The 23,354-nt window shown below is 34.1% G+C and carries 27 protein-coding genes; 23 read left to right on the top strand and 4 right to left on the bottom strand.

The features are described 5' to 3' along the window. Positions 1-239 precede the first annotated feature (239 nt). Complete coding sequence (gene sigX, locus JOC48_RS01340) at positions 240-785, top strand: RNA polymerase sigma factor SigX (RefSeq protein ID WP_204497238.1); 546 nt, start codon at positions 240-242, stop codon at positions 783-785. After that, a complete protein-coding gene (locus JOC48_RS01345; RefSeq protein WP_204497239.1) occupies positions 772-1,989 on the top strand; it encodes a GerMN domain-containing protein in 1,218 nt (405 codons plus the stop codon). Before sigX ends, JOC48_RS01345 begins: the two co-directional genes overlap by 14 nt. A 342-nt stretch (positions 1,990-2,331) precedes the next feature. On the opposite strand, the gene JOC48_RS01350 is transcribed toward JOC48_RS01345, so the two are convergent. Next, complete coding sequence (locus tag JOC48_RS01350; RefSeq protein WP_204497240.1) at positions 2,332-2,556, bottom strand: ferredoxin; 225 nt, start codon at positions 2,554-2,556, stop codon at positions 2,332-2,334. A gap of 83 nt (positions 2,557-2,639) precedes the next feature. Here JOC48_RS01350 and JOC48_RS01355 point away from each other — a divergent pair, with 83 nt between their 5' ends. The 4 genes from JOC48_RS01355 to JOC48_RS01370 are packed head-to-tail and all read left to right on the top strand — an operon-like array spanning position 2,640 to position 6,492. After that, entirely contained in the window at positions 2,640-3,710 is a 1,071-nt protein-coding gene (locus JOC48_RS01355; RefSeq protein WP_204497241.1) for a helix-turn-helix domain-containing protein, read from the top strand. Beyond that, positions 3,710-5,257: a RecQ family ATP-dependent DNA helicase gene (locus JOC48_RS01360; protein WP_204497399.1), complete on the top strand. Its 1,548-nt coding sequence runs from the start codon at positions 3,710-3,712 to the stop codon at positions 5,255-5,257. Before JOC48_RS01355 ends, JOC48_RS01360 begins: the two co-directional genes overlap by 1 nt. Continuing rightward, positions 5,220-5,810: a CPBP family intramembrane glutamic endopeptidase gene (locus JOC48_RS01365; protein WP_204497242.1), complete on the top strand. Its 591-nt coding sequence runs from the start codon at positions 5,220-5,222 to the stop codon at positions 5,808-5,810. The genes JOC48_RS01360 and JOC48_RS01365 overlap by 38 nt, the downstream gene beginning before the upstream one ends. Next, positions 5,803-6,492 carry a LysM peptidoglycan-binding domain-containing protein gene (locus tag JOC48_RS01370; protein ID WP_204497243.1) on the top strand — a complete coding sequence of 230 codons (690 nt, stop codon included), beginning with the start codon at positions 5,803-5,805 and terminating at the stop codon, positions 6,490-6,492. The genes JOC48_RS01365 and JOC48_RS01370 overlap by 8 nt, the downstream gene beginning before the upstream one ends. 59 nt (positions 6,493-6,551) lie before the next feature. Here the strand turns inward: JOC48_RS01370 and JOC48_RS01375 are convergent, their stop codons facing one another. From JOC48_RS01375 to JOC48_RS01385, 3 genes are read right to left on the bottom strand one after another with little or no spacing between them, the layout of a single operon-like run. Beyond that, positions 6,552-7,121, bottom strand: a complete 570-nt coding sequence (locus JOC48_RS01375) for a manganese catalase family protein (RefSeq protein ID WP_204497244.1) — start codon at positions 7,119-7,121, stop codon at positions 6,552-6,554. Between the two features lie 19 nt (positions 7,122-7,140). Beyond that, positions 7,141-7,410 carry a spore coat protein CotJB gene (locus JOC48_RS01380; protein WP_239584108.1) on the bottom strand — a complete coding sequence of 90 codons (270 nt, stop codon included), beginning with the start codon at positions 7,408-7,410 and terminating at the stop codon, positions 7,141-7,143. Beyond that, on the bottom strand, positions 7,403-7,630 hold the full coding sequence (locus tag JOC48_RS01385) for a spore coat associated protein CotJA (protein ID WP_204497245.1): 228 nt from the start codon (positions 7,628-7,630) through the stop codon (positions 7,403-7,405). The genes JOC48_RS01380 and JOC48_RS01385 overlap by 8 nt, the downstream gene beginning before the upstream one ends. A gap of 261 nt (positions 7,631-7,891) precedes the next feature. On the opposite strand from JOC48_RS01385, the gene JOC48_RS01390 reads away from it, so the two are divergent. From JOC48_RS01390 to JOC48_RS01470, 17 genes are all read left to right on the top strand, one after another. Further along, positions 7,892-8,650: a metallophosphoesterase gene (locus JOC48_RS01390; protein WP_204497246.1), complete on the top strand. Its 759-nt coding sequence runs from the start codon at positions 7,892-7,894 to the stop codon at positions 8,648-8,650. Between the two features lie 103 nt (positions 8,651-8,753). Continuing rightward, a complete protein-coding gene (locus JOC48_RS01395; protein ID WP_204497247.1) occupies positions 8,754-9,347 on the top strand; it encodes a genetic competence negative regulator in 594 nt (197 codons plus the stop codon). Positions 9,348-9,580: 233 nt separating this feature from the next. After that, positions 9,581-10,861 carry a Glu/Leu/Phe/Val family dehydrogenase gene (locus JOC48_RS01400; protein WP_204497248.1) on the top strand — a complete coding sequence of 427 codons (1,281 nt, stop codon included), beginning with the start codon at positions 9,581-9,583 and terminating at the stop codon, positions 10,859-10,861. 207 nt (positions 10,862-11,068) lie between these two features. Continuing rightward, complete coding sequence (locus JOC48_RS01405) at positions 11,069-12,046, top strand: YpdA family putative bacillithiol disulfide reductase (RefSeq protein WP_204497249.1); 978 nt, start codon at positions 11,069-11,071, stop codon at positions 12,044-12,046. 306 nt (positions 12,047-12,352) lie between these two features. Then, a complete protein-coding gene (gene prsW / locus JOC48_RS01410) occupies positions 12,353-13,039 on the top strand; it encodes a glutamic-type intramembrane protease PrsW (protein WP_204497250.1) in 687 nt (228 codons plus the stop codon). A 130-nt stretch (positions 13,040-13,169) separates the two neighbouring features. Further along, a complete protein-coding gene (gene sleB / locus JOC48_RS01415; RefSeq protein ID WP_204497251.1) occupies positions 13,170-14,027 on the top strand; it encodes a spore cortex-lytic enzyme in 858 nt (285 codons plus the stop codon). A 15-nt stretch (positions 14,028-14,042) separates the two neighbouring features. Then, on the top strand, positions 14,043-15,377 hold the full coding sequence (ypeB, locus tag JOC48_RS01420) for a germination protein YpeB (RefSeq protein WP_204497252.1): 1,335 nt from the start codon (positions 14,043-14,045) through the stop codon (positions 15,375-15,377). 72 nt (positions 15,378-15,449) lie between these two features. Then, positions 15,450-16,136, top strand: a complete 687-nt coding sequence (locus JOC48_RS01425) for a flagellar brake protein (protein ID WP_204497253.1) — start codon at positions 15,450-15,452, stop codon at positions 16,134-16,136. Positions 16,137-16,201: 65 nt separating this feature from the next. Continuing rightward, positions 16,202-16,402: a DUF5359 family protein gene (locus JOC48_RS01430; protein ID WP_204497254.1), complete on the top strand. Its 201-nt coding sequence runs from the start codon at positions 16,202-16,204 to the stop codon at positions 16,400-16,402. A 61-nt stretch (positions 16,403-16,463) separates the two neighbouring features. Next, positions 16,464-17,144, top strand: a complete 681-nt coding sequence (cmk, locus tag JOC48_RS01435; protein WP_204497255.1) for a (d)CMP kinase — start codon at positions 16,464-16,466, stop codon at positions 17,142-17,144. Positions 17,145-17,150: 6 nt separating this feature from the next. Then, on the top strand, positions 17,151-17,732 hold the full coding sequence (locus JOC48_RS01440) for a lysophospholipid acyltransferase family protein (RefSeq protein WP_204497256.1): 582 nt from the start codon (positions 17,151-17,153) through the stop codon (positions 17,730-17,732). Between the two features lie 110 nt (positions 17,733-17,842). Continuing rightward, positions 17,843-18,982, top strand: coding sequence for a 30S ribosomal protein S1 (gene rpsA, locus JOC48_RS01445; RefSeq protein WP_204497257.1), 1,140 nt, complete (start codon positions 17,843-17,845; stop codon positions 18,980-18,982). A gap of 166 nt (positions 18,983-19,148) precedes the next feature. After that, positions 19,149-19,754: a YphA family membrane protein gene (locus JOC48_RS01450; protein ID WP_204497258.1), complete on the top strand. Its 606-nt coding sequence runs from the start codon at positions 19,149-19,151 to the stop codon at positions 19,752-19,754. Further along, positions 19,747-20,643, top strand: a complete 897-nt coding sequence (locus JOC48_RS01455; protein ID WP_204497259.1) for a YIEGIA family protein — start codon at positions 19,747-19,749, stop codon at positions 20,641-20,643. The genes JOC48_RS01450 and JOC48_RS01455 overlap by 8 nt, the downstream gene beginning before the upstream one ends. After that, on the top strand, positions 20,640-20,825 hold the full coding sequence (locus JOC48_RS01460; protein WP_204497260.1) for a capping complex subunit for YIEGIA: 186 nt from the start codon (positions 20,640-20,642) through the stop codon (positions 20,823-20,825). The genes JOC48_RS01455 and JOC48_RS01460 overlap by 4 nt, the downstream gene beginning before the upstream one ends. 152 nt (positions 20,826-20,977) lie before the next feature. Further along, on the top strand, positions 20,978-22,288 hold the full coding sequence (der, locus tag JOC48_RS01465; protein WP_204497261.1) for a ribosome biogenesis GTPase Der: 1,311 nt from the start codon (positions 20,978-20,980) through the stop codon (positions 22,286-22,288). Between the two features lie 13 nt (positions 22,289-22,301). Further along, the gene (locus tag JOC48_RS01470; RefSeq protein ID WP_204497262.1) at positions 22,302-23,351 is read left to right on the top strand and encodes an NAD(P)H-dependent glycerol-3-phosphate dehydrogenase; all 1,050 of its coding nucleotides are present in this window, start codon (positions 22,302-22,304) and stop codon (positions 23,349-23,351) included. The last annotated feature ends 3 nt before the right edge of the window (positions 23,352-23,354 follow it).

Here is a 23,354-nt window from a genome sequence, read left to right on the forward strand (position 1 = left end):
ACTAATGATTATAAGAAAAACTATCTTGCACTGTAGTTATTATCCTTATACAATTACTAAAGGTAATTGTAATTAGTTGGTATTTTTTTATTCAAATGTAGATACATTTATTTGTTTCAATTAATATATAAGGGGGTGGATTTTTTAGCAGAGTTTAAAAAGTTGTAATGGAATGTGATGCATGTGTAACTTTTATTTATACATATTCGACAAATATAAATGAACGGGGGGTCTTGCTCATGAGGGCCGCTTTTGATGACCTTTATGACCGTTATCATAAAGACTTGTTTCAATTTATTTTTTATATGGTTAAAGATAGGCAACAGGCAGAAGATATTGTACAAGAGGTTTATATTAAAGTTTTGAATTCCTACCACACGTTTAAAGGTGAAAGCTCTGAGAAAACATGGCTTTTCTCCATAGCTAGACACGTTACCATTGACTTTTTCAGAAAACAACAGAGGAAACGAAAGAAAATAATGGATTTTTTTGATTGGGGAGAAAAGGGCCATCTTATTAAAGATGAGCACGCAACGCCAGATGAAATTGCTGTAATGAACGAAGAAATTCGACATATTTATCATTGTTTAGATAAGTGTACAATTGACCAGAAAAGTGTTGTTATCTTAAGGTATATTCAATCATTCTCTATTCAAGAAACAGCGGAAACTTTAGGATGGACAGTTAGTAAAGTTAAAACAACACAGCATCGAGCAATGAAAACATTAAGAAAGTTATTAAATGAAGGTGACAGAGGGGAGGAAACGAAAATTGAGTCCCAATAAATCAAACGAGGATAAAGTAGAAAAATTACTAAGAAAAATGCCTCGAGTCGAAGACAATCAAGATAAAGATGCTCTTTTCTCAAAGGTTTCTGCAAGTATGAATAAAAAGGATACCACCAGGAAGAAACCTAAGTTTCCTTGGTTAATCCCTTCTATTGGATCAGTTGTTGTTGTTTTTTTATGTGTATTAATTTATCAAAGCTTTCCATCAGATAACCAATTTTCTTTTGAAAGAAATAGTGATGATTCTGTGCAAGATACAACAGAAGAAAGTACGGATAGCTCCTTTAATGCTCAAATGGATAAAAGAGAATCAGACGAAAGTGGATCTATATCCCAAAATGAGGAAAGTGCAGAGAATGAAGCTTTGATTATGGAAGGTATCGAAGAAGCAGCTTCAAGTAAACTGGTTTACCCGGACAGTAATGTAAGTTTTATTTCTGTTGCTGTAATGGATCCAAGTATTCACTATACGATTCCGATGCAATTGGTTGATACTAGTACGAATGAGGCAGATCCTGAGTATTACTATAATCAATTAGGTAATTTTATTGATGAAGAAGCATTTGATGTCGTTATTTATCCTTTTGAAGATATTAATTTTGATATCGTAACTGAAGAAAATGAAGTCCATTTAGATATTCCTAATGATTTTGAATTGGAAGAAGGAAGCGCATTAGCAGGAATGTTTGAGAGAATTCTTTCTGTGATGTTTCATCCAAATGAAATTGACGAAGCAGTTTTAAATTTAGATGAATCTCGTGACAGCTTTGGTATGTATGGAAATATAGACAGGTTACCATTAACAAAACAAGAAAATCAAAGTTATAAAATTTTTCAACGAGATGAAAGTAAACCAGAGCTTTTATTGCCAACATCAACAAATGAATTTGAAACGTTAGAAGAAGCTTTGGAAGAAATGAAATTGAGTGAGCCTGAGTTTCATGTGGAGGCTTCAATCCCTTCAGAAGTTGAATTAAATGTAGAATCAAGCAATCAACTTGTAACGATTAGTTTTTCGAATTCCGTTAGTTTTGGTAATAATCAAGAAACATTAAATATGTTAGAAGCGATTTTACTGACTGCAAAAAGTTTTGGCTATTCAGAAGTCAGATTTGATATGCAAATAGACACAGTTGGTCCATATCGATTAACGGACCCGCTTCCTGTACCGGTAGGGGCAAATCCAATTTATTTACACTAACTTTAGCTTAGCTATAGGGTAATGGTTATGGAGGCGATACTGGAGTAATCGGAAGCTCATTTATTTATAAGTTTCCTAGACAATAAGATTAGGGTGTCGCTAACTATTTTGTTGCGACACCCTTTTATTTTACACGTTAGGCAAGTATAAAATTTTAGCTATGAAGAATATTCGACGTTGTTGAAATTTTTAGGAACTAAGTATAAGTGCAACTAGGCATTCGCCGGCGCATAATGTCTATTACTAATCTTACGTAAAGAAAGTTTAATTTGTGAAACGTACGTGGTAAAATTAAGATAATATTCCATGATGTTCGAATGGACATAATGTATAGTTATTTTTTTAAGATTCTTTATTAAAAATCTTAATCGACTCTGTTGGACATTCTTCATAGGCATCCAATAGGTCATCCTCTAGTTCACTTGGCACTGTTGCAGTCCCTTTGTTATTATCAAGCCTGACATAGGCGATTCCTTCATCATCATAATCGAATATATCAGGTGCTGTAGCCCCACATGCTCCGCATGCAATACAAGTTTCTTTATCTACAATGGTGAATTTTGCCATACTTTTACCCCTTAATAATAAATAGTGGTTACTAGTTTATTTTATAGATGTACTCCACACTTTTCAATAAAGGAGAATTACTCGTGTTTAAGGATGTTGTTCTTGATTGTATATATAAGTTAAATGGTGAAAGGTCAGCTTCAGCTATTTATCACTTGCTTACTGGTAAACGCTCTTCTCAAACATTGCAAGATGCTCGAATCTATCATTTAAAAAATTACTTTGGCATATTGAAGTCATTGAATAGATCTAAATTTCTGGAATGTATCAATCAATTGAATAATAATGACTTTATAATTGTGGAAGAGAATAATTATGTTATTTTAACTGAACGAGGGTTTAGCTACTTAAAGAAAATTTCAAATCAAGAACAACTCTCTCAGTTTAGTGGTCTTAATTACGAAAGAATCACAAATATTTTTAATTCACGACTACAATTATTCATTCAAACAATTACAAATGTTCATTCAAATAATTATTCATTTCTTGCCATTTCAGATGATAAATCTGTTCAAATATGGGTAAAGAAATTATTTAACAACAAACAAAATGAAATTGATAAATGGATCTATGGTATTTACTCCGAATTATTTGCTATTCTTTCTACTATGAGTCAAATGGAGGCTTCTGTATTTGTAGATCGGTTAACTGGTTTTAACAAGATTGGATTAAGTAAAATGCAATTAGCAAAAAAATACAAGCAATCCTATGAAGACATTGAATTAATGTTAGTATTAATAATACATAAGATGTTAAATCAATTAATCTATAAGAAGCAAAATAGTGAGTTTTTGATTATATTTTTTGATGATTTATTGCAAGAATCGTTTGTTACTGATTCAGCTACAAAAACATATCAATTATTAAAACAAGGATTTGGAATTGATGAAATTTGTAAGATTAGGAAACTAAAAGAAAGTACCATTCAAGATCATCTCGTTGAAATTGCATATGTAGACCCATTTTTCGATACGCAAGTCTTTTTACCTGATGAGGAAGAAAGAGATATTACTCATATTGTGGAAAAGTATCAAACGAGAAGGTTAAAAGACATTAATGGTTACTTGGATCATAAATATAGTTACTTTAAAATTCGACTTGCTCTAGCTGCTATACAACATAACGGTGGTACGAAAAAGGAGGAGAATGTTTGATGTTACTGGAAGATGAGTTAAAAAAACACTTTGGTTTTTCTTCTTTTCGCACTGGTCAAAGAGAAATTATTTCAGATATTTTAAATAATAAGGATGTATTAGGTGTACTTCCAACTGGGTCAGGTAAATCATTGTGCTATCAATTACCAGCTCGAATTATTGATGGTTCAGTTATTGTAGTATCTCCATTAATCTCTTTAATGGTTGATCAAGTCAAACAACTTATTGCCTCTGGCTTTAAAGATGTTGTAGCGATTAATAGCTTTTTAAGTTTTTCTGAAAAAGAGCTCGCTTATAAACAGATAGATTCTTATAAGTTAATATATGTTTCACCAGAAATGCTACAAAATAAACGATTCGTAAAGCTGTTATCAACTATAAAAATTGGTTTGTTTGTTATTGATGAAGCACATTGCATCTCACAATGGGGACATGAATTTAGACCAGACTACTTAAAACTTGACTTCATCATAAAAGCTTTAAATAATCCAACAGTCTTAGCATTGACAGCAACTGCTACACCATCTGTACAAGCGGACATTCTAAACCAGCTTCAATGTAAATCAATGAAAAAGCATATTCATTCGATGGATAGGAACAATATTACTTTTGCAGTGGAAGCATTTGATAATATAGATAAAAAAATAGATTTTTTAGTAAAAGTTCTAGCAAAGTATCCAGTTCCTACCATGGTTTATTTTTCAAGTAGGAACTGGACTGAAAGAGTTTCAAGCATATTAGAGTCTAGATTATCCAATCGAAGTATTGCTTTTTATCATGGTGGGATGGATCAGACAGAAAGGCTCTTAGTACAACAACAATTCATGAACGGTCAACTTGATATTATTTGTTGTACGAGTGCATTTGGCATGGGGATTAATAAAAAGGATGTAAGACTTATTATCCATTTTCATCTTCCTACGCAAGTGGAGTCATTTATTCAAGAAGTAGGGAGAGCTGGAAGGGATGGTGAGTCAAGTGTTAGTTTAGTATTAGCTGCGCCAAACGATGATAAACTGTCTAAATTACTTATTGAAAGGGAATTACCAACTCATGATCAAGTAAAAGAACTATGTTATTACTTAAATAGTCAACAAGGAAATATAATTAATGAAGAATTTCTCATTGAATTATTTCAACTAACTGAGATTCAATGGAGATTTTTACGGTATCAATTAGAAAAACATGATATGATTATAGATAGTAAAATTATGTCGAGAAATAAAGAAGTAGAGGTCATCATAGATGAAATTAACCGTTTTATCCTTCTACGCAACAGGTATAAGTATGAAAAATTTGCCGAGTTAGAAAATTGGGTAACTATAAAAAATTGTAGACGAAAAGGGTTATTTTCATCCTTTCAAAAATATATAGATGAACCAAAGTTTTATTGTTGTGATAAATGTGACTTTAATATATTAGAATGGAAGCCAATTCTAAAAGAAAAAAATGTTCAATCATTGGATTGGAAAGAAAAGTTAAAAGAGTTATTTTTACAAGGAGAAAAACATGTTGAAACAAGCAGAACTTATAAAGCAGATGTCTAGTGATCAGTTAAAAAAGCAATTATATTTTTCACAATCATTATTACTATTCATCAGTCTTTTACTAAGTGTTTTTCTTTTTGATTCTATGACAGATTGGTTTTTGATCATTCAGTGGAACCTAAACCAAATTTTAATTTATGGTGTATTATCTGGAATCGTTATTGTACTAATGGATATCTGTTTCCTTTTATTTTTACCTAAGCGACTATATGATGATGGCGGAATAAATGTAAAGATTTTTAGTGAACGAAAAATTCATGAAATTTTTTTCATTGCATTCTTTGTATCCATTTCTGAAGAAATGCTGTTTAGGGGAGTTTTGCAAACAGAATTCGGGTATATATTTGCTAGTTTGATATTTACTATTGTCCATGTTAGGTATTTGGTTAAACCAGTTCTTTGTATAGTTGTTTTATTGTTAAGTTTTTGGTTAGGTTATTTATTTGAAGTCACCAATAATTTGCTTGTTCCAATAGTTGCTCATTTTATCATTGACTTCTGTTTAGCTATACTTATCCGTGGAAATAGTAAGGGGGTTTTTTCATATGACTGATAAAGCTTTTGAAAATCAAGCATCCAACTTACAAGATATGGTGGATGAAATAAATAATAATAGGGAAAAGCCTAAAAATAATGATAATCATAGTCCCCTTGAAGCAGAGGATGACTTAGGTATATTAGATTTACCACCACGAAGTCAAGTACATGCAGGGAAAAAGGCAAAAATGAAGTGGAAAATTAGCTTTCCATTAGTTCGATTGTTATTTGTATTATTTCTATTAATTGTAGGTTTAGTACTAACATACCAAGTTTGGGGAAAGGATTTGCTGGAGACGTCTTCCGCAAAACAAAGTATGGAACAGAATCCTGCAGGTGAATTAGTTCAAGTCAAGTTTCAGCATGACGATCACCCTGTAAAGGATACGATTCAAATAAGTAAAGAAGAAAAAATAGTAGATTCCTTAACAAATTCAAATGAAAATAGAACCCTTGAAGAATCAACCAACCAAGATGAAGAAGTTAACATCAATGAAGAAGCTAATAAACAACAAACAAATAAGAATGAAGTACGAACGCATGTAGTTAAAAAAGGAGATACTTTGTTCTCCATTGCTATGTTTTATTATGGAAACAAACAAGGGGAAAAAATAATAATGGAAGCAAATGGATTAACTGATAAAACGGTAAAAATTGGACAGAGTTTAAGTATTCCTTTTAAAACAACGGAGCAATAGTAATCACTAGCTCCGTTGTTATAAATATTACGTTGCATTTTTAATACATTTTTTGATGATCAAAAAATAATTTTTTTATCTTTTTCCTCCTTTAAAATTTCAGCAGCTTCTCTAAATCTTTGAGAGTGAACAATTTCCCTTTCTCTTAAAAATCGAAGGGAATCATTTAATTCCGGATCATCGGATACGTTGATAATCCACTGATAAGTTGCTCGGGCTTTTTCCTCTGCAGCTATATCTTCATAAATATCTGCAATTGGATCTCCCTTAGCTTGAATGTATTCAGCAGTCCATGGATTACCTGCTGCATTGTGATAAAATAAGGCCTTATCATGGTTAACATAATGTGGAGCTATTCCCGCTTCTTTGAGTTGTTCAGGGGTGGCATCCTTAGTTAGTTTATAGATCATTGTTGCAATCATTTCTAAATGAGCAAACTCCTCTGTTCCAATATCATTTAATAACCCAATTACCTTTCCCGGGATAGTGTATCTCTGGTTTAAATAACGTAGTGCTGCAGATAGTTCCCCATCTGCACCACCGTATTGTTCAATTAAATATTTAGCAAGTCTTGGATTACACTCTCTCACCTTTACAGGATATTGAAGTTTTTTCTCGTAGTACCACATGTAAACTTCCCCCCCCCTTTTACACTTGCCAAGGCCATGGTTGGTCATCCCATTGCCATGGATAATTAGAGTAGCTTCTTCCGAAATGCATTAATGGTCCGAATTGTTTTTCAAATTGCTTCTTTAACTTTTTACTTTCATACGTAAGAGTATTAAATTGTTGGATAGCTTCATAGTCTTGAGGATGTGTATCTAGATACAAATTTAACTCAACAAGAGCAAAGTCAACTGCTTGAATTTGCTCTAATAACTCATAGTACTCGGGTGGCATTGTTTTAGGCTTACTCATTTACATCACCTCGATCTCCCTTTTTATCATATTTACTATACAAGGCAGGCCATAATGTACCACGAAATAGAGCTTCTTTAGGATCATATTGCGGTAAATTAGGTGGTTGGAATCCCAAATATAACTGAGGTGGTGTGACATAGCTTTTTGGTGAGATTGGTTTACAGGGATCAAAGGGACTTACATATGGATAATAATACTTTGTGTGTGTGTGTGACATGTCCGTTTCCTCCTTTCTTCAATAAAAACATACACTTAAAGCCTATGAAAATCATAACTTGTCTCATTCGATTTTTTTAAGCAAGAAGGATTGTATTTTGTGGATGTAGAATTATACAAAATGGAAAGTTGGATGAAGTTCTTCATTGGACTTTATTTTATATGATTGTTAAATTTTTTCTTCTGCATGAGAAATATGGTATTATCATTTTAAATTTGACTTTATTCGTTGATTTGCGTAAAAGGGAGAATAGAAGGGTTTATGATTGTAACGATTACATCTATTTTAGTGATTTTTATTAGTAGTCTCATTGGATTTATGGTATACAAAGCACATAGGGATTTAATAGATGTGAGAGATATCGAATTGGGATTAACAAGTAAACCCTTTAAAATATTTTTCATTTCAGATATTCATACCAGAAAAATTAAAACATCGACTATTTTGAAGATAAAAGAAGAAATTGATATTGTAATCATCGGAGGAGACTTAGTTGAAAAAGGAGTCCCTTTGGATAGAGTAGAAAAAAACATAAAGCTTTTGCAAACTTTTGAAGCTCGTATTTACTTTATATGGGGAAATAATGATTATGAAGTAGATATTTTAAGACTAACACGAATGTTAAAGGATAATAATGTATATATTTTAAAGAATCAAGGAGTTTCTATTCAACATGATATGAACACCTTTACTCTTGTTGGTTTGGATTACATGAAAACTGGAAAGCCAAAAATAATGGATGATTTTGGTTTGGATAAGGATGGTCTCCATTTATTAATTACTCATGACCCAAATGTCTTACCTAGGCTGGAAAAATCGTTCCTAAGTACTTTTGATTTAGTATTAAGCGGACATACTCATGGGGGACAAATTCGATTTCTTGGTATTGGCCCTTATACGCGTGGGGGTTTAAAAAAAGTTTGTAATAAACTTGTTTTTACTAGTGAGGGATATGGATATACAAAATTCCCTTTTCGTTTAGGAACAAATGCTGAATGCCATGTATTAATCCTAAAATAATATGCAATGATTGGTGACTATTTTTAAAATAAGTGTACCATGCTTTTTCCTTGACTCATACATTATTACTAATCCTTGCTTTCTAAATTAAGGGGGGAATTCAATGCGACTTGAAAGGCTATCAGTAAATCAGTTTAAAATATTCTTAACCTTTGATGATTTAATTGAGAGAGGACTGACGAAAGAAGATCTTTGGCATGATTTACCTAGAGTTCACAAACTGTTTCATGATATGATGTTTGAAGCTAGTGATGAGCTGGGTTTTAAACTAGAAGGTTTTTTGCTTGTACAAGTACAAATCATGCAGGCTCAAGGAATGTTAATTATTGTCACACAAAATGAATATCAAAGTGATGATGACTATGATGATGAATTTGTGGAAATGAAAGTTACTTTAGATGAAAGTAGAGAACTAATATTTTCATTTGATAATTTTGAAAACATTATCCAGGTTTGTTCACACCTAAGTGATATTGGAATGAATGGTGGTACTGTTTATCACATGAATGATAATTACTATATGCTAATTGATGATCAAATTGTCGAAGGGAAAAATCGTGAACATATTATTGCAATTATGTCTGAATTCTCTTCTGCTAGCATTATCACTTCTTACCGATTAAATGAATATGGAAAAATTATTTTTGATAATAATGCTGTGGAACAAGTATTGAAGTTTTTTTCCAGTGATTATTAATGTTCATGGGGGGGATTGGCTTAAAGCAATCCAGTCTCCTCATTATTTAACATGCTAAATATTGTCCTATCGATAATAAAATGCATACATATATTATAGTGGTTTATAGAACATATGATTGAGTGATAAAATAATGAATTCAATCTTATTGCATAATCATATGTAACGTGTATACTAATGTGTGAAATATTTGGTAAATAAAAATTGGGTAGATTATTGTGGGAGGTAGGTTCATGGTAGCCGATAACACGCCAGATTCTCCAAACGAACAAAGTGATAAAATGGATGTACTTAAATCGACGCAAACTATTGTAAAAATCGCCTTAGAAAAGTTAGGATATCCAGAGGAAGTATTTGAACTACTAAAAGAGCCAGTTCGAATGATGACAGTGCGAATTCCAGTTCGAATGGATGACGATTCTATAAAAATATTCACTGGCTACCGTGCTCAACATAACGATGCTGTAGGCCCTACAAAAGGCGGGGTTCGTTTTCATCCAAAAGTTTCGGAAAAAGAGGTAAAAGCACTTTCTATATGGATGAGCTTAAAGGCAGGTATCGTTGATTTACCATACGGTGGTGGTAAAGGCGGAATTGTTTGCGATCCAAGGGAAATGTCCTTTCGTGAGCTTGAAGGGCTGAGTAGAGGGTATGTAAGAGCTATTAGCCAAATTGTAGGGCCAACAAAAGATATTCCAGCTCCGGATGTATTTACAAATCCTCAAATAATGGCATGGATGATGGATGAATATAGTCGAATTGATGAATTTAACAATCCGGGTTTTATTACAGGAAAGCCTATCGTTTTAGGTGGTTCGCATGGACGTGAATCTGCAACCGCAAAGGGTGTAACTATTTGCATTGATGAAGCTGTGAAGAAAAAAGGCATTAAAGTAAAGGGAGCCAGGGTTGTTATCCAAGGATTCGGCAATGCGGGCAGCTTTTTAGCGAAATTTTTACATGATTCTGGTGCAAAGGTAGTAGGTATATCTGATGCGTATGGAGGACTTTATGATCCAGATGGACTGGATATTGATTACTTATTAGATCGAAGAGATAGCTTTGGTACTGTAACAAAGCTCTTTAACAATACAATTACGAACGAAGAGCTTTTAGAACTTAAATGTGATATCCTTGTTCCAGCTGCAGTTGAAAATCAAATTACAGAAAAGAACGCAAACAAGATTAATGCATCTATTATTGTTGAAGCTGCAAATGGACCTACTACACTAGAAGCAACAAAAATATTATCAGATCGAGATATTTTACTTGTTCCTGATGTACTTGCTTCTGCAGGAGGAGTAACTGTTTCTTATTTTGAATGGGTTCAAAATAATCAAGGTTTTTATTGGTCTGAAGAAGAAATTGAAGATAAGCTCCATAAAGTAATGACTAAAGGATTTAATTCTGTTTATCATACTGCAGAAACGAGACGTGTAGACATGCGATTGGCCGCTTATATGGTAGGAGTTCGAAAAATGGCAGAAGCTGCACGTTTTCGAGGATGGATTTAAATATAGCTTGCACCTATTAGTAGCTTTTACTAATAGGTTTTTTTGTTTTTAGGAGTCTGCGGTAGTAATTTTTTGAGTAACTTATTGGATTTGAAAGTCGAACTTTCGTATATTAGATTTTGACGTTAATTATTTTTTATTGGTGCCTAGTGTTGTTAAAAATAAATAAACTAATAATATTCAACTTAAGAACAAGGGGTGTAGGACATGCAAAGTGAACATACGATTATTATAGGAGCAGGACCATGTGGGATGTCGGCTGCAATTGAACTGCAAAATTTTGGAATAAACCCTTTACTAATTGAAAAAGGGAATGTAGTTAATTCTATATATAATTATCCAACCCATCAAACTTTTTTTAGTTCAAGTGAAAAATTAGAAATTGGGAATATTGCTTTCATAACGGAGAATAAAAAACCTGTACGAAATCAGGCATTAGCTTATTATAGAGAGGTTGCTGAAAGAAAGAGCCTAAGGATTAACAGTTTTGAAAAAGTTGTATCTATTAAAAAAAATAAAGAAAAATTTACGTTACGCACGGAAACGAACAAAGGGGAAGAAAAAGAATATCGGGCAACAAATGTTGTTGTAGCAACTGGATATCTTGATCAGCCTAATATGTTGGGAGTAAAAGGAGAGCACCTGAATAAAGTCATGCATTATTTTAAAGAAGCTCACCCTTTCTATAATAAAGATGTTGTTGTTATTGGTGGGAAGAATTCAGCTGTTGATGCAATTCTAGAGTTACATAAAGCAGGAGCAAGAATAACAGTATTATATCGAGGATCAGATTACTCAAAAAGTATAAAGCCATGGATTTTACCTGAGTTTCAATCTCTTATTCGAAAAGATATTGTTACGATGGAATTCAATGCAAATGTAAAAGAAATAACAGAGCATGAAGTTGTTTTTGAATCAAATGGGGTACTGAAACGTATTAAAAATGATTTTGTGTTTGCTATGACAGGATATCGACCAGATCAATCCTTTCTTTCAGATCTTGGGATAACCTTTGATAACAAGACAGGTAGGCCTAGCTTCGATGAAGAAACGATGGAATCAAATATTTCAGATATTTATATTGCTGGAGTAGTTGCAGCAGGTTTTGATAATAACGAAATTTTCATTGAAAATGGACGTTTTCATGGTAAGAAAATAGCTAAACATATTAAGGAAAAGGAATAAAATAAGAATAGAGAGTAATTAAACTCTCTCTACGCTTCATTTTATACAGTAGGAAAGTAATTTGACAAAATAAAATTATGTCCTAGTACCGAACAATCATTTGTATTATATTGGTTCTATTGTCTTCTAATATGCTTCCTATGAACTATATTTAGTATTTTCATTATGATATGTTCATGATACGATTGATTTAGCTTATAGTGCGTGTTCAAAAATTCGACGAATTAAAAACAAGCCGACGTTGAGATTCGCCGTTTATCATTTGGTGACTTTTTGAACAACCTCTTATAGAAAGAAGGTGTCGTTATGTTAGCGATACTAACTGCAGGTATTGCACCGACACTTGCCTTGATGTCGTTTTTTTACCTGAAGGATCGTTATAATACAGAGCCAATATATTCTGTTATACGCACATTTGTTTATGGTGCTTTATTGGTATTTCCAATTATGTTTATACAATATGCTTTTTTAGAAGAGGGAATTGGCCAAACACCGGTTATACGTTCATTTGTATTAATAGGCTTTCTTGAAGAGTTTTTTAAGTGGTTTATTTTTATGTATACCATTTACAAATATACAGAATTTGATTCCATATATGATGGGATTACCTATGGAGTTTCCATTAGTTTAGGGTTCGCAACCGTAGAAAATCTTCTATACCTAATCGCTCATGGAATTGAATATGCCTTTGCAAGGGCTCTTTTTCCAGTATCTTCTCATGCACTGTTCGGTGTTATAATGGGGTATTATCTTGGGAAGGCAAAGTATCGATCAAAAGCTCCACGAATAACCATAATGATAGCTTTGATAGTACCTGTATTATTACATGGATTCTATGATTTTATATTAGAAACGATTAAAAGTAATTGGATGTATATAATTATTCCATTTATGATTGGATTATGGGCCTCTGGATTAAGAAAAGTAAAAATTGCAAATCAATACAAGGCTGACAAAGTACTTGTCATTCCTGGGAAACAATCCAATGTTTAAGTCAGTTCTATGAAAACTATTGCATCGTTGCAATAGTTTTTTTATTTGGTTAGATGTATAAAAAATGGAATCAATCAAAAAATAGAGACACATTACAACAGAAGAACCAGCTCATAGGAGGATAATGCTTATGAACTTTAAGAAGTTTTTAATGCTTACAATTTTAACAGTATTTACGATGACAGGTATTACAGCTACACATTCACCTAAACCAGTTGAAGGGTTTAGTCAACAAGTTATACAACATGGTGCTGTTGGTGAGGATGTTATTGAGTTGCAGGCTAGATTACAATACTTAGGTTTTTATAATGGCAAAATAGACGGTGTCTTTGGTTGGGGTACCTATTGGGCCTTAAGGAACTTTCAGTATGAATTTGGATTAGACATCGATGGCCTTGCAGGTGCTACGACGAAACAAAAGCTAGTTAATGCAAGTCAATATGATAAAGCATTTATTAGAGAGCAGCTCAATGCAGGAAATGAGTTTACTTATTATGGTGGAACACCTAAAGAACAACAGGTCAAACGAAATACTCAAAATCAAGGGCAGAATCAAGCACAACAACAACAAAATCAAGCCCAAAATGAAGATACATCACCTCAACCGACAGCAGTAAATGTCCCGGCCGGATTTTCACAAAATGATATTGATTTAATGGCTAATGCTGTCCATGGTGAGGCTCGTGGTGAGCCACACGAAGGTAAAGTAGCAGTAGCAGCAGTTATTTTAAACAGAGTAGAAAGTCCTACCTTTCCTAACACAGTTTCTGGCGTTATTTTTGAACCTAGGGCGTTTACAGCTGTAGCAGATGGTCAAATATGGTTAACCCCAGATGATTCAGCAAGACGAGCAGTACTTGATGCACTTAATGGTTGGGATCCTACTGGAGAAGCCCTTTACTATTTTAATCCTGATACAGCAACTTCCGGGTGGATTTGGACTAGACCCCAAATAAAAAAGATCGGTAAACATATATTCTGTATGTAGAAAGGTGGATAAAAAATGTTTAGATGGATTGTTATTGTTTTATTAGCTATAGGTGTTATAGGAACTGGGGTATGGGGCTACCAAGAACACCAAGAAAAAAATGCAATCTTAGTGCAGGCAGAAAATAATTATCAACGTTCTTTTCATGATTTAACCTATCATATAGATTTATTACATGATAAATTAGGGACTACGTTAGCAATGAATACAAAAGAGCAATTGTCACCTCAGTTAATTGAAATTTGGAGACTGACTTCAGAGGCTCAAACGGATGTAGGGCAATTACCACTTGCTTTACTCCCTTTTAATAAAACAGAGGAATTTTTAGCAAACATTGGAGATTTTACTTATCGAACTGCAGTTAGAGACTTAGAGAATGAACCGTTAACAGATAAGGAAGTAGAAACGCTAGAATCTTTATATGAAAAATCAGGTGATATAGAAAAAGAGTTACGAAAGGTACAACACATGGTATTAGAAGAAAATTTGCGTTGGATGGATGTTCAAGTAGCTCTAGCTACTAACGATCAACAGGCAGACAATACTATTGTTGATGGATTTGAAACGGTTGAGGAAACCGTAAAGGGTTACACAGAAGGAAATTTTGGACCAAGTCTTACAGGCACATCCAAAGAAAACCATGATTATCAATTTATCAATGGAAAAGAAATTACCGAACAACAAGCGTTAGAAAAGGTTAGAGAATTATTCGATATTGATGAAAATACGGACATAACGATAACAAAAACAGGTGAAGGGGCAAAAGTGCCCACATATAGCGGATCTTACCATACAGATGATAAAAGCGGGTATATTGATATTTCCACTAAAGGTGGACATCCGCTTTCTCTAATGGTTAATCGAGAAGTTTCCGAGCCAAAAATCAGTTTATTTGAAGGAATGGAAAAGGCGAATGATTATTTAAGTAAGTTAGATTTTAAAAATATGGAAATGTTTGAAAGCAGCCAGTATGATAATGTCGGTGTATATAATTTCGTATATACCGAAGATGATATACGTATTTATCCTGACTCAGTCCAAGTTAAAGTTGCTTTAGACAATGGTGAAATATTAGGGTTATCTTCTAGAGATTATTTCCGTAATCATCAAGAACGAAATATTTCTGAACCAACACTCACAGAGGAAGAAGCAAAAGATAAAGTAAACCCAAATGTAGAAATACAAGAACAATCCCTTGCTGTTGTAGAAGATGATCTAGGTGAAGAGGTTCTAGCCTATCGATTTTTAGGTACACTTGGACAGGATACGTATCAAATATTCATTGATGCAAATAAAGGGATAGAAGTTCAAGTGGAAAAACTAAAGGTTGCTGAAAATAAGTATGAATAGCGTTTCAGGGAAAGGATTATTCCTTTCCCTTTTCCTATTTTTTTGAGATAATAATAAAAGTTAATAAATTTTATGGGGAAAGAGGCGGAGGCATTGATTAAAATCGGTACACCGCTCATCCTAGAATGGAAGAAAAATCAGGAGGTTGAGCGCTATCGTTGTAAAGTTGTAGAACAAACAGAAAGCTTTATATATATTGATTATCCAATTAATGAAAAAACGGGAAGAACTGAAATCTTTTCTGTGGGGACAGAGTTTAGTGCCAGTTTTGTCGGACAGGATAATTCTGTTTACCGATTTCATACAGAGATTAAAGAAAAAAAGCTTATAAATATACCAACATTAATGTTGGACTATCCAATAAATGATTTAGAAAGAATACAAAGAAGGAAATATGTACGAATTAATGCTTCTGTTGATACTGCTATCCATGATCCGGAAAATAATTTAGCTCCCTTTACTACAGTTACGCACGATATAAGTGGTGGAGGAGTATCTATCGTTATCCCAAATGGTAATGGTTATGAATTTGAAGAAGGAAAACTGTTAAATGTTTGGCTTGTACTTCCTTTAGAATCTGGTTCCTATGTGTATATATACTCAACCTCCAGGGTTATTCGTGTTCATCACCGAGGAGAAGGAAAAAAGAATATCTTATCTTTACAATTTGATTCTATTAAGGAAAAGGATCGACAACATATCATCCGTTTTTGCTTTGAAATGCAATTGAAGGTAAGAAGGCGTCATTTAACTCCATAAGTTTTAAAGAATAATCGTATATATTAAGGTAGTTCTAGAGACAATAAGATAAAAAAGGTGAGCATATGAAGCGTTTAGAGAGATATATCATTGTAACGCTGTTTGCACATGGACTGTTACTTATTGTTTCACAATGGGTTATACAACATTTTGAGCTTAACGTCTATATTGATCCGATTTATCAATATTTAGGTGTTTTTAAAAAAGATGAACAAAATCATCTAGAAACCTTAGACTACTTCTTTCAGAATGTGTTATCCTTTTAGGGGTGCGATATTTATAAAGTTATATGCATCATGATTGGATAGAGAGGAATGAATGGTTATCATGGTCGAAAAAAAATTAGCAATTGCCATAGATGGCCCGGCAGCTGCTGGAAAGAGTACGGTTGCAAGAAAAGTAGCAAGACGACTTTCGTATATATACATAGATACTGGAGCAATGTATCGGGCTTTAACATATAAGGCAATTGACTATCAAGTTGATTTGGATAACGATCAACAGCTACATGAGTTATTGTTACATACAGAAATAGATTTACAGCAAAATGACAATGGTCAACAGGTGTTAGTTGATAGCAAAGAAGTCACTAGTTTAATAAGAACTGAATCGGTCACAAATCATGTTTCCATCGTTGCTAAACACCCATCCGTTCGCAAAGAGATGGTAAAACGTCAAAAAGCGCTCGTTGAACAACGTGGAGTGGTAATGGATGGTCGTGATATAGGAACCCATGTCATTCCAGATGCAGAAGTGAAAATTTTCTTAATTGCATCAGTGGAAGAAAGGGCTCAAAGAAGGCATTTGGAAAATATTGAAAATGGTTTTCCATCTAACCTCGATCAGTTAAAAGCTGAAATAGAAAAAAGAGATAAGCTAGATTCAGAAAGAGAAGCATCACCATTAGTTAAAGCGGAGGATGCAATTGAAATAGATACTACTTCACTTTCGATTGATGGAGTAGTGGAACGAATATTGCAAGTTGTTGATAAGGTTAAAGGAGATTGAAAAATCATGAGTCTTTATCATGTTGGTAAATTTTTATTTACTGTGATTTTAAAACCACTATATCGTTATCAAATAGTTGGTAGAGATAATGTCCCGAAAGAAGGTCCTGTCATAATTTGTTCGAATCACATTTCAAATCTCGATCCTCCATTGGTCGGGGTTACGTGCCCGAGATCTATTTACTTCATGGCGAAAGAAGAGTTATTTAGAATGAAGTGGGTAGGGGGAATACTTAAGCGAGTGCATGCATTCCCCATCAAGCGGGGGATGAAGGATAGAAACGCACTTCGTCAAGGCTTGGAAATTCTAAAACAAGGCAATACATTAGGATTATTTCCAGAAGGAACGAGGAGTAAATCTGGTCAAGTTGGTGAAGGTTTAGCTGGTGCTGGCTTCTTTGCCCTTCGCTCTCAGGCAGCTATTGTACCATGTGCTATTGTTGGACCCTACCGTTCATTCCGTTCAATAAAAGTTGTCTATGGACCACCTATCAAAATGGATGAATTAAGAGAAAATAAAGCTTCACCACAGGAAGTAACGGATAGGATCATGTCAGAAATCAAAAAACTGCTAGAAAATCACAAATAAAGGATTATTCTATTTCTATTGCTTGACAAATAGATACAAATATAAGAAGTTAGAAAAAAGGATATTTTCTGTTTTTGGAGTTGTGACGGAAATTGAAGGAGGTCTCTTATATGGAAGAAATGAATAATGAAGTTTCAGAAGTTAAGGAGTTATCGATTGGTGATTTTGTTACTGGGAAGGTAGTAAAAGTAGAAGAGAAACAAGTTCTCGTTGATATTGGCTACAAAATAGATGGCATTATTCCAATAAGTGAATTATCTAGTCTTCATATAGAAAAAGCCTCTGATTTTGTTACTGAAGGAGATGAACTTAATCTGAAGGTTAAAAAGCTTGAAGATGATGAAGTTATTCTATCTAAGCGAGCTGTCGATGCTGATAAGGCATGGGAAGATTTACAACAGAAATATGAGGATAGCGAAGTATTTGAAGCAGAAGTAAAAGATGTTGTCAAAGGTGGACTTGTAGTAGATGTCGGCTTGAGAGGTTTCATTCCAGCTTCATTAGTTGAAACGTATTATGTAGAAGATTTTGAGGATTACAAAAATAAAACACTTCGTTTAAAAGTAGTTGAGTTAGATCGGGAACAAAACAGAGTTATATTATCTCATCGTGCTGTTGTAGAGGCAGAAGAATCAGCTAAAAAGCAAGAGGTTATACAATCAATAGAAGAAGGTCAAGTTGTTGAAGGCAAAGTTCAACGACTTACAAACTTTGGTGTATTTGTTGACTTAGGTGGTATTGATGGATTAGTTCATATTTCACAATTATCGCATGAGCATGTTGAAAAGGCCTCTGATGTAGTAGAAGAAGGTCAACAAATTAAAGTAAAAGTATTAGCAGTAGATAGAGATAATGAAAGAATTTCACTCTCTCTTAAAGAAACTCAACCTGGCCCTTGGGAAGATATCGAATCACGAGTGCAGTCGGGTTCAGTTATAGAAGGAACCGTTAAAAGATTAGTTAACTTTGGTGCATTTGTTGAAGTGTTACCTGGTGTAGAAGGATTAGTTCATATATCACAAATTTCAACTGAACATATTGGTACACCACAAGAAGTCCTTAAGGTTGGACAGGTAGTCAAGGTAAAAGTACTAGACGTTAATGAAAGCGAAAAAAGGATGTCTTTAAGTATAAAAGAAGTAGAATTAGAAAAAAATCAAGAAGAAATGAAGCAGTATGAAAAAGAAGAGGATCATTCAGGGTTCCAATTAGGAGACATGATTGGTGACAAGCTAGATAAATATAAATAATAAAACGAAAAGGCTGAATGCGACAATTATTTTGTTGCATTCAGCCTTTTTTTTAAGGAAAAAGTGAGTTGAAGATGACCTAAGAAGGTTTTTAAATCAAAAACGAACTAGGTGATGTTTAGAGTTTCTATAAAAATGACATAATGCTTAATGGTGGTGGGACAAAATGGATGGTCTGTATTTTTATTGGATAAGCTGGATGTTGTGGGTTGTTATTACGTTCTTATTAAATAAAAATAGAAAAAGAACTTTTTTGGCTGTGTGGATATTAACTCTGATTATCGTTTCTAGCTTATCTTTTTCTATAAAAGGATTGCAAATAAATTGCGCTGTAATCGTATTAATTATTGGGGCTATTATAATCGTCGCACATTCATCTAATTGGTTCATGAATACGATCCAATCTTTGTGTTTATTGTTTGGCTATGTCGGATTACTATTTTGGGAGCAACTAAGCCCCGTGTGGATCGTACTTCCTAGAATTATTTTAATACCAGCACTAGCCTTATTTCTTTTGTTTATTTTAGCTCCTTCTTTTAAGGAAAGGTATGCTATTTGGTGTCTAGGAGTGACAACAGGAGAAATTCTTCATGGTCTTATTCTACATAGCTATGGATTTACACCATATGTCGGAGGTTTCGCTTTTTTGGATTTATTGTTTATTGAATTCGGACTCCTATTATTGGTGCAAGGATTTCTAGAAATGAGAAAAAAAATGGAACAATTCATTCTACTTATCGAAAAACAGAAGAAGAGGTGGACACATGAATGAATATACATATCCAATTCTATTTGGTGTTATAGTCGGTACGTTGTCACGTTTTATCATGTTACGAACCGATTATAGACAATACCCTACCTATTTACACGGGAAGGTTATTCACATTGCATTAGGCTTTATTGCTGCAGGGTTAGGAGCTGTAGCTGTCCCATCTATCATGGAGAAAGAATTTACAGCGGTGACATTTTTAACGATTGCTGCATCTCAATTTAGAGAAGTTCGCAATATGGAGAGAAATACCCTTTCCGAACTAGATAGTTATGAATTAGTTCCAAGAGGTAAAACTTATATCGAGGGCATTGCTGTAGCTTTTGAAGGCAGAAACTATTTGGTTATCTTTACATCGTTTTTAAGTACTCTTTTTTACTTGGTGTGGAATATAGGTGCTGCCATATTAGCTGCCCTTATTTGTTATATTATCATGAGGAAATTTATGAGTGGTTCGACACTTAAGGATATCGTTGATATTGAGTTTAAAGAACCTCATTTCGATGGTGCGGGATTATATGTTGATAATATTTATATTATGAATATTGGTCTTCCGGAACGCCAACAAGAGGTTTTAAAATATGGAATGGGATTCATATTAACACCAAAGAATTTTAATGTCCGGTCAACAATAGCAAATTTAGGGCAAAGACAGGCAATTCTTCATGATGTGTCGGTGTCTATGGGGGTGTTTCGTGATTCAGGTACACCAGCTCTAGTCCCTTTAATTAAACGCGATCTAGATGATGGTAGAATTGGTGTATTTATTCTTCCACAGGATAAAAGTATTGACCAAGCAAAACGTGTAATTGGTGCAGTACCTGTATTAGAAAACGCGATAAGGATGCCTTCAGAGTCAAAAGCAAATAACAATGGAGGAGAGTCAAAATGAATATAGAAAAAGCAGTTCTTTCCGTAATAACAACGAATAAGGAAAAAATCGATGGTGGGGCACCAATATTTATTTGTGATTCGAAAAATGAAATGGACAAAATTGCTGCAAATCTTGAAGCAATTTTGGATGGAATCAGTCATGCACTAAGTGATGACTTATATATCATCGTCAAACACTAACTAGTTAGCATTGTTAAAGTTCTCATATTGTTTTACTTTTCCGCTTTTGCTAAAATGTATTAGTTAAGGAAAATGTAGTTAGAAACGATCAGACGGTTATTTCTAACTCCTAATTAGAAAATGTTCTAAAAAAGAGGAAGGATGTACCTTTCATGAGAAAATCAGTTGTGGCAATAGTTGGAAGACCAAATGTAGGAAAGTCGACGATATTTAATCGGTTAGTTGGAGAACGAATATCAATAGTTGAAGATATCCCTGGTGTTACTCGAGATCGCATTTATGCACAAGCAGAGTGGTTAACGAATACCTTTAACATTATAGATACAGGTGGGATTGAATTAGGGGATGAACCTTTGCTTGTACAAATGCGTGAACAGGCTTCGGTTGCCATTGATGAAGCAGATGTCATTATTTTTATGGTTAATGGTCGAGAAGGTATTACTGCTGCTGATGAAGAAGTAGCAAAACTCTTGTTCAAATCAAACAAGCCTGTAGTATTAGCGGTTAATAAGGTTGATAATCCCGAAATGAGGGATCAGATATATGAGTTTTATTCTTTAGGGTTTGGAGAACCATTTCCTATTTCAGGTACGCATGGACTAGGGTTAGGTGACTTGCTAGATGCAGTCGTTGGGTATTTTCCCGAAGTAAGTCAAGAAGGCCCTGAAGATGATACGATTTATTTTAGTTTAATTGGAAGACCAAACGTCGGAAAATCTTCTTTAGTAAATGCTATCCTAAATCAAGAGCGTGTTATTGTAAGTAATATCGCGGGTACCACAAGAGATGCAATTGATTCCCCTTTTACTAAGGACGGGCAGAAATTCGTAATCACAGATACTGCTGGTATGAGAAAAAGAGGGAAGGTATACGAAAATACTGAGAAATATAGTATATTAAGGGCACTAAGAGCCATAGAACGTTCAGATGTAGTGCTTGTCTTAATCGATGCTGAAACAGGAATTATAGAACAAGATAAAAAGATTGCTGGTTATGCACATGAAGCTGGCAAAGCGGTTGTACTTGTGGTCAATAAGTGGGATACAGTAGATTCTCACGAAAAGGCTATGAAGGAATTTGAGGAGAAGGTTCGTGCACATTTTCAGTATTTAGATTATGCACCAATTGTATTTTTATCTGCGGAAACAAAAAGACGAATTCATACTTTAATACCCAAGGTCATAGAAGCTAGTGAAAATCATACAAAACGAGTAGAAACAAATATTTTAAACGATGTAATTATGGATGCTCTGGCTATGAACCCTACCCCAACAATTAAAGGACAACGTTTAAAAATTTTATATGCTACCCAGGTTGCAGTGAAGCCGCCTACTTTTGTTGTTTTCGTGAATGATCCAGATTTACTCCACTTTACTTATGAACGTTTCTTAGAAAATCGAATACGGGATGCTTTTGGATTTGAAGGAACCCCGATTAAAATATTCGCTAGACGAAGGAAGTAAAGGAGGTTATTCCTTGGAGAATATTGCAGTGTTGGGAGCAGGAAGTTGGGGAACAGCTTTAGCCCTTGTATTATCAGATAATCAACATCAAGTGAGGTTATGGACACATAATCAGCATCATGCAGAAGAAATTAATCGCACTCATCAAAATGAAAGGTATTTACCTGGTGTTGAAATACCTGAGCAAATTATTGCTTACCATAATCTAAGTGATGCAGTTAAAGACGTATCAACCATTCTTATCGTTGTTCCGACTAAAGCGATTCGAGAAGTATGTAGACAATTAAGGGATTTTTTGGGTGAAGAAGTGACAGTTGTGCATGGTACAAAAGGAATTGAACCCGGTACGTGGAAACGAGTATCTGAAATGATAGAGGAAGAGTTAGCAGATAGCTATGATGGAGATATTGTTGTTCTTTCTGGCCCAAGTCATGCAGAAGAAGTTAGTTTACGACATCCAACTACGGTTACGGTTTCTTCCGATAAAATTTCACAAGCAGAGAGAGTTCAGGATTTATTTATTAACGAAAATTTTCGGGTGTACACGAGTCCGGATATGATTGGAGTTGAGTTAGGAGGCGCTTTAAAAAATATTATTGCGTTAGGGGCTGGTGTATCAGACGGCTTAGGGTATGGAGATAATGCCAAAGCTGCTTTAATGACGAGAGGACTTGCAGAAATTGCTCGATTAGGAACAGTCATGGGTGCTAATCCATTAACTTTTATTGGCCTATCTGGTGTAGGTGATTTAATCGTCACTTGTACTAGTGTACATAGTAGGAATTGGAAAGCTGGAAACCTATTGGGGAAAGGGAATGACTTAAATCAAGTGTTGGACAAAATGGGGATGGTTGTAGAAGGGGTAAGAACTACCAAAGCAGCATTTGAATTATCTTCCCAACAAAATGTAGATATGCCAATTACACATGGTTTATACCGAATTCTCTTTGAAAATGAAAAACCAAAAGCAGTTGTCGATCAATTGATGACTAGGGTAAGAAGACATGAAATGGAAGATTTATCGACTATTTTATCAGCTCGCTATGCACAAAAAGATGATTAACAG

The sequence above is a fragment of the Aquibacillus albus genome, from assembly GCF_016908325.1.
Lineage (GTDB): Bacteria > Bacillota > Bacilli > Bacillales > Amphibacillaceae > Aquibacillus_A > Aquibacillus_A albus.

Excerpts from the sequence above, each read along its gene's own strand:
- JOC48_RS01380 (WP_239584108.1), bottom strand. The coding sequence starts at position 7,410 with ATGAGTAAGCCTAAAACAATGCCACCCGAGTACTATGAGTTATTAGAG.
- JOC48_RS01430 (WP_204497254.1), top strand. The coding sequence starts at position 16,202 with ATGAAGCGTTTAGAGAGATATATCATTGTAACGCTGTTTGCACATGGA.
- JOC48_RS01450 (WP_204497258.1), top strand. The coding sequence starts at position 19,149 with ATGGATGGTCTGTATTTTTATTGGATAAGCTGGATGTTGTGGGTTGTT.
- ypeB (WP_204497252.1), top strand. The coding sequence starts at position 14,043 with ATGTTTAGATGGATTGTTATTGTTTTATTAGCTATAGGTGTTATAGGA.
- JOC48_RS01425 (WP_204497253.1), top strand. The coding sequence starts at position 15,450 with ATGGGGAAAGAGGCGGAGGCATTGATTAAAATCGGTACACCGCTCATC.
- cmk (WP_204497255.1), top strand. The coding sequence starts at position 16,464 with ATGGTCGAAAAAAAATTAGCAATTGCCATAGATGGCCCGGCAGCTGCT.
- sigX (WP_204497238.1), top strand. The coding sequence starts at position 240 with ATGAGGGCCGCTTTTGATGACCTTTATGACCGTTATCATAAAGACTTG.
- rpsA (WP_204497257.1), top strand. The coding sequence starts at position 17,843 with ATGGAAGAAATGAATAATGAAGTTTCAGAAGTTAAGGAGTTATCGATT.
- JOC48_RS01365 (WP_204497242.1), top strand. The coding sequence starts at position 5,220 with ATGTTGAAACAAGCAGAACTTATAAAGCAGATGTCTAGTGATCAGTTA.
- prsW (WP_204497250.1), top strand. The coding sequence starts at position 12,353 with ATGTTAGCGATACTAACTGCAGGTATTGCACCGACACTTGCCTTGATG.
- JOC48_RS01395 (WP_204497247.1), top strand. The coding sequence starts at position 8,754 with ATGCGACTTGAAAGGCTATCAGTAAATCAGTTTAAAATATTCTTAACC.
- JOC48_RS01460 (WP_204497260.1), top strand. The coding sequence starts at position 20,640 with ATGAATATAGAAAAAGCAGTTCTTTCCGTAATAACAACGAATAAGGAA.
- JOC48_RS01350 (WP_204497240.1), bottom strand. The coding sequence starts at position 2,556 with ATGGCAAAATTCACCATTGTAGATAAAGAAACTTGTATTGCATGCGGA.
- JOC48_RS01385 (WP_204497245.1), bottom strand. The coding sequence starts at position 7,630 with ATGTCACACACACACACAAAGTATTATTATCCATATGTAAGTCCCTTT.
- sleB (WP_204497251.1), top strand. The coding sequence starts at position 13,170 with ATGAACTTTAAGAAGTTTTTAATGCTTACAATTTTAACAGTATTTACG.
- JOC48_RS01405 (WP_204497249.1), top strand. The coding sequence starts at position 11,069 with ATGCAAAGTGAACATACGATTATTATAGGAGCAGGACCATGTGGGATG.
- JOC48_RS01440 (WP_204497256.1), top strand. The coding sequence starts at position 17,151 with ATGAGTCTTTATCATGTTGGTAAATTTTTATTTACTGTGATTTTAAAA.
- JOC48_RS01370 (WP_204497243.1), top strand. The coding sequence starts at position 5,803 with ATGACTGATAAAGCTTTTGAAAATCAAGCATCCAACTTACAAGATATG.
- der (WP_204497261.1), top strand. The coding sequence starts at position 20,978 with ATGAGAAAATCAGTTGTGGCAATAGTTGGAAGACCAAATGTAGGAAAG.
- JOC48_RS01455 (WP_204497259.1), top strand. The coding sequence starts at position 19,747 with ATGAATGAATATACATATCCAATTCTATTTGGTGTTATAGTCGGTACG.
- JOC48_RS01375 (WP_204497244.1), bottom strand. The coding sequence starts at position 7,121 with ATGTGGTACTACGAGAAAAAACTTCAATATCCTGTAAAGGTGAGAGAG.
- JOC48_RS01390 (WP_204497246.1), top strand. The coding sequence starts at position 7,892 with ATGATTGTAACGATTACATCTATTTTAGTGATTTTTATTAGTAGTCTC.
- JOC48_RS01360 (WP_204497399.1), top strand. The coding sequence starts at position 3,710 with ATGTTACTGGAAGATGAGTTAAAAAAACACTTTGGTTTTTCTTCTTTT.
- JOC48_RS01400 (WP_204497248.1), top strand. The coding sequence starts at position 9,581 with ATGGTAGCCGATAACACGCCAGATTCTCCAAACGAACAAAGTGATAAA.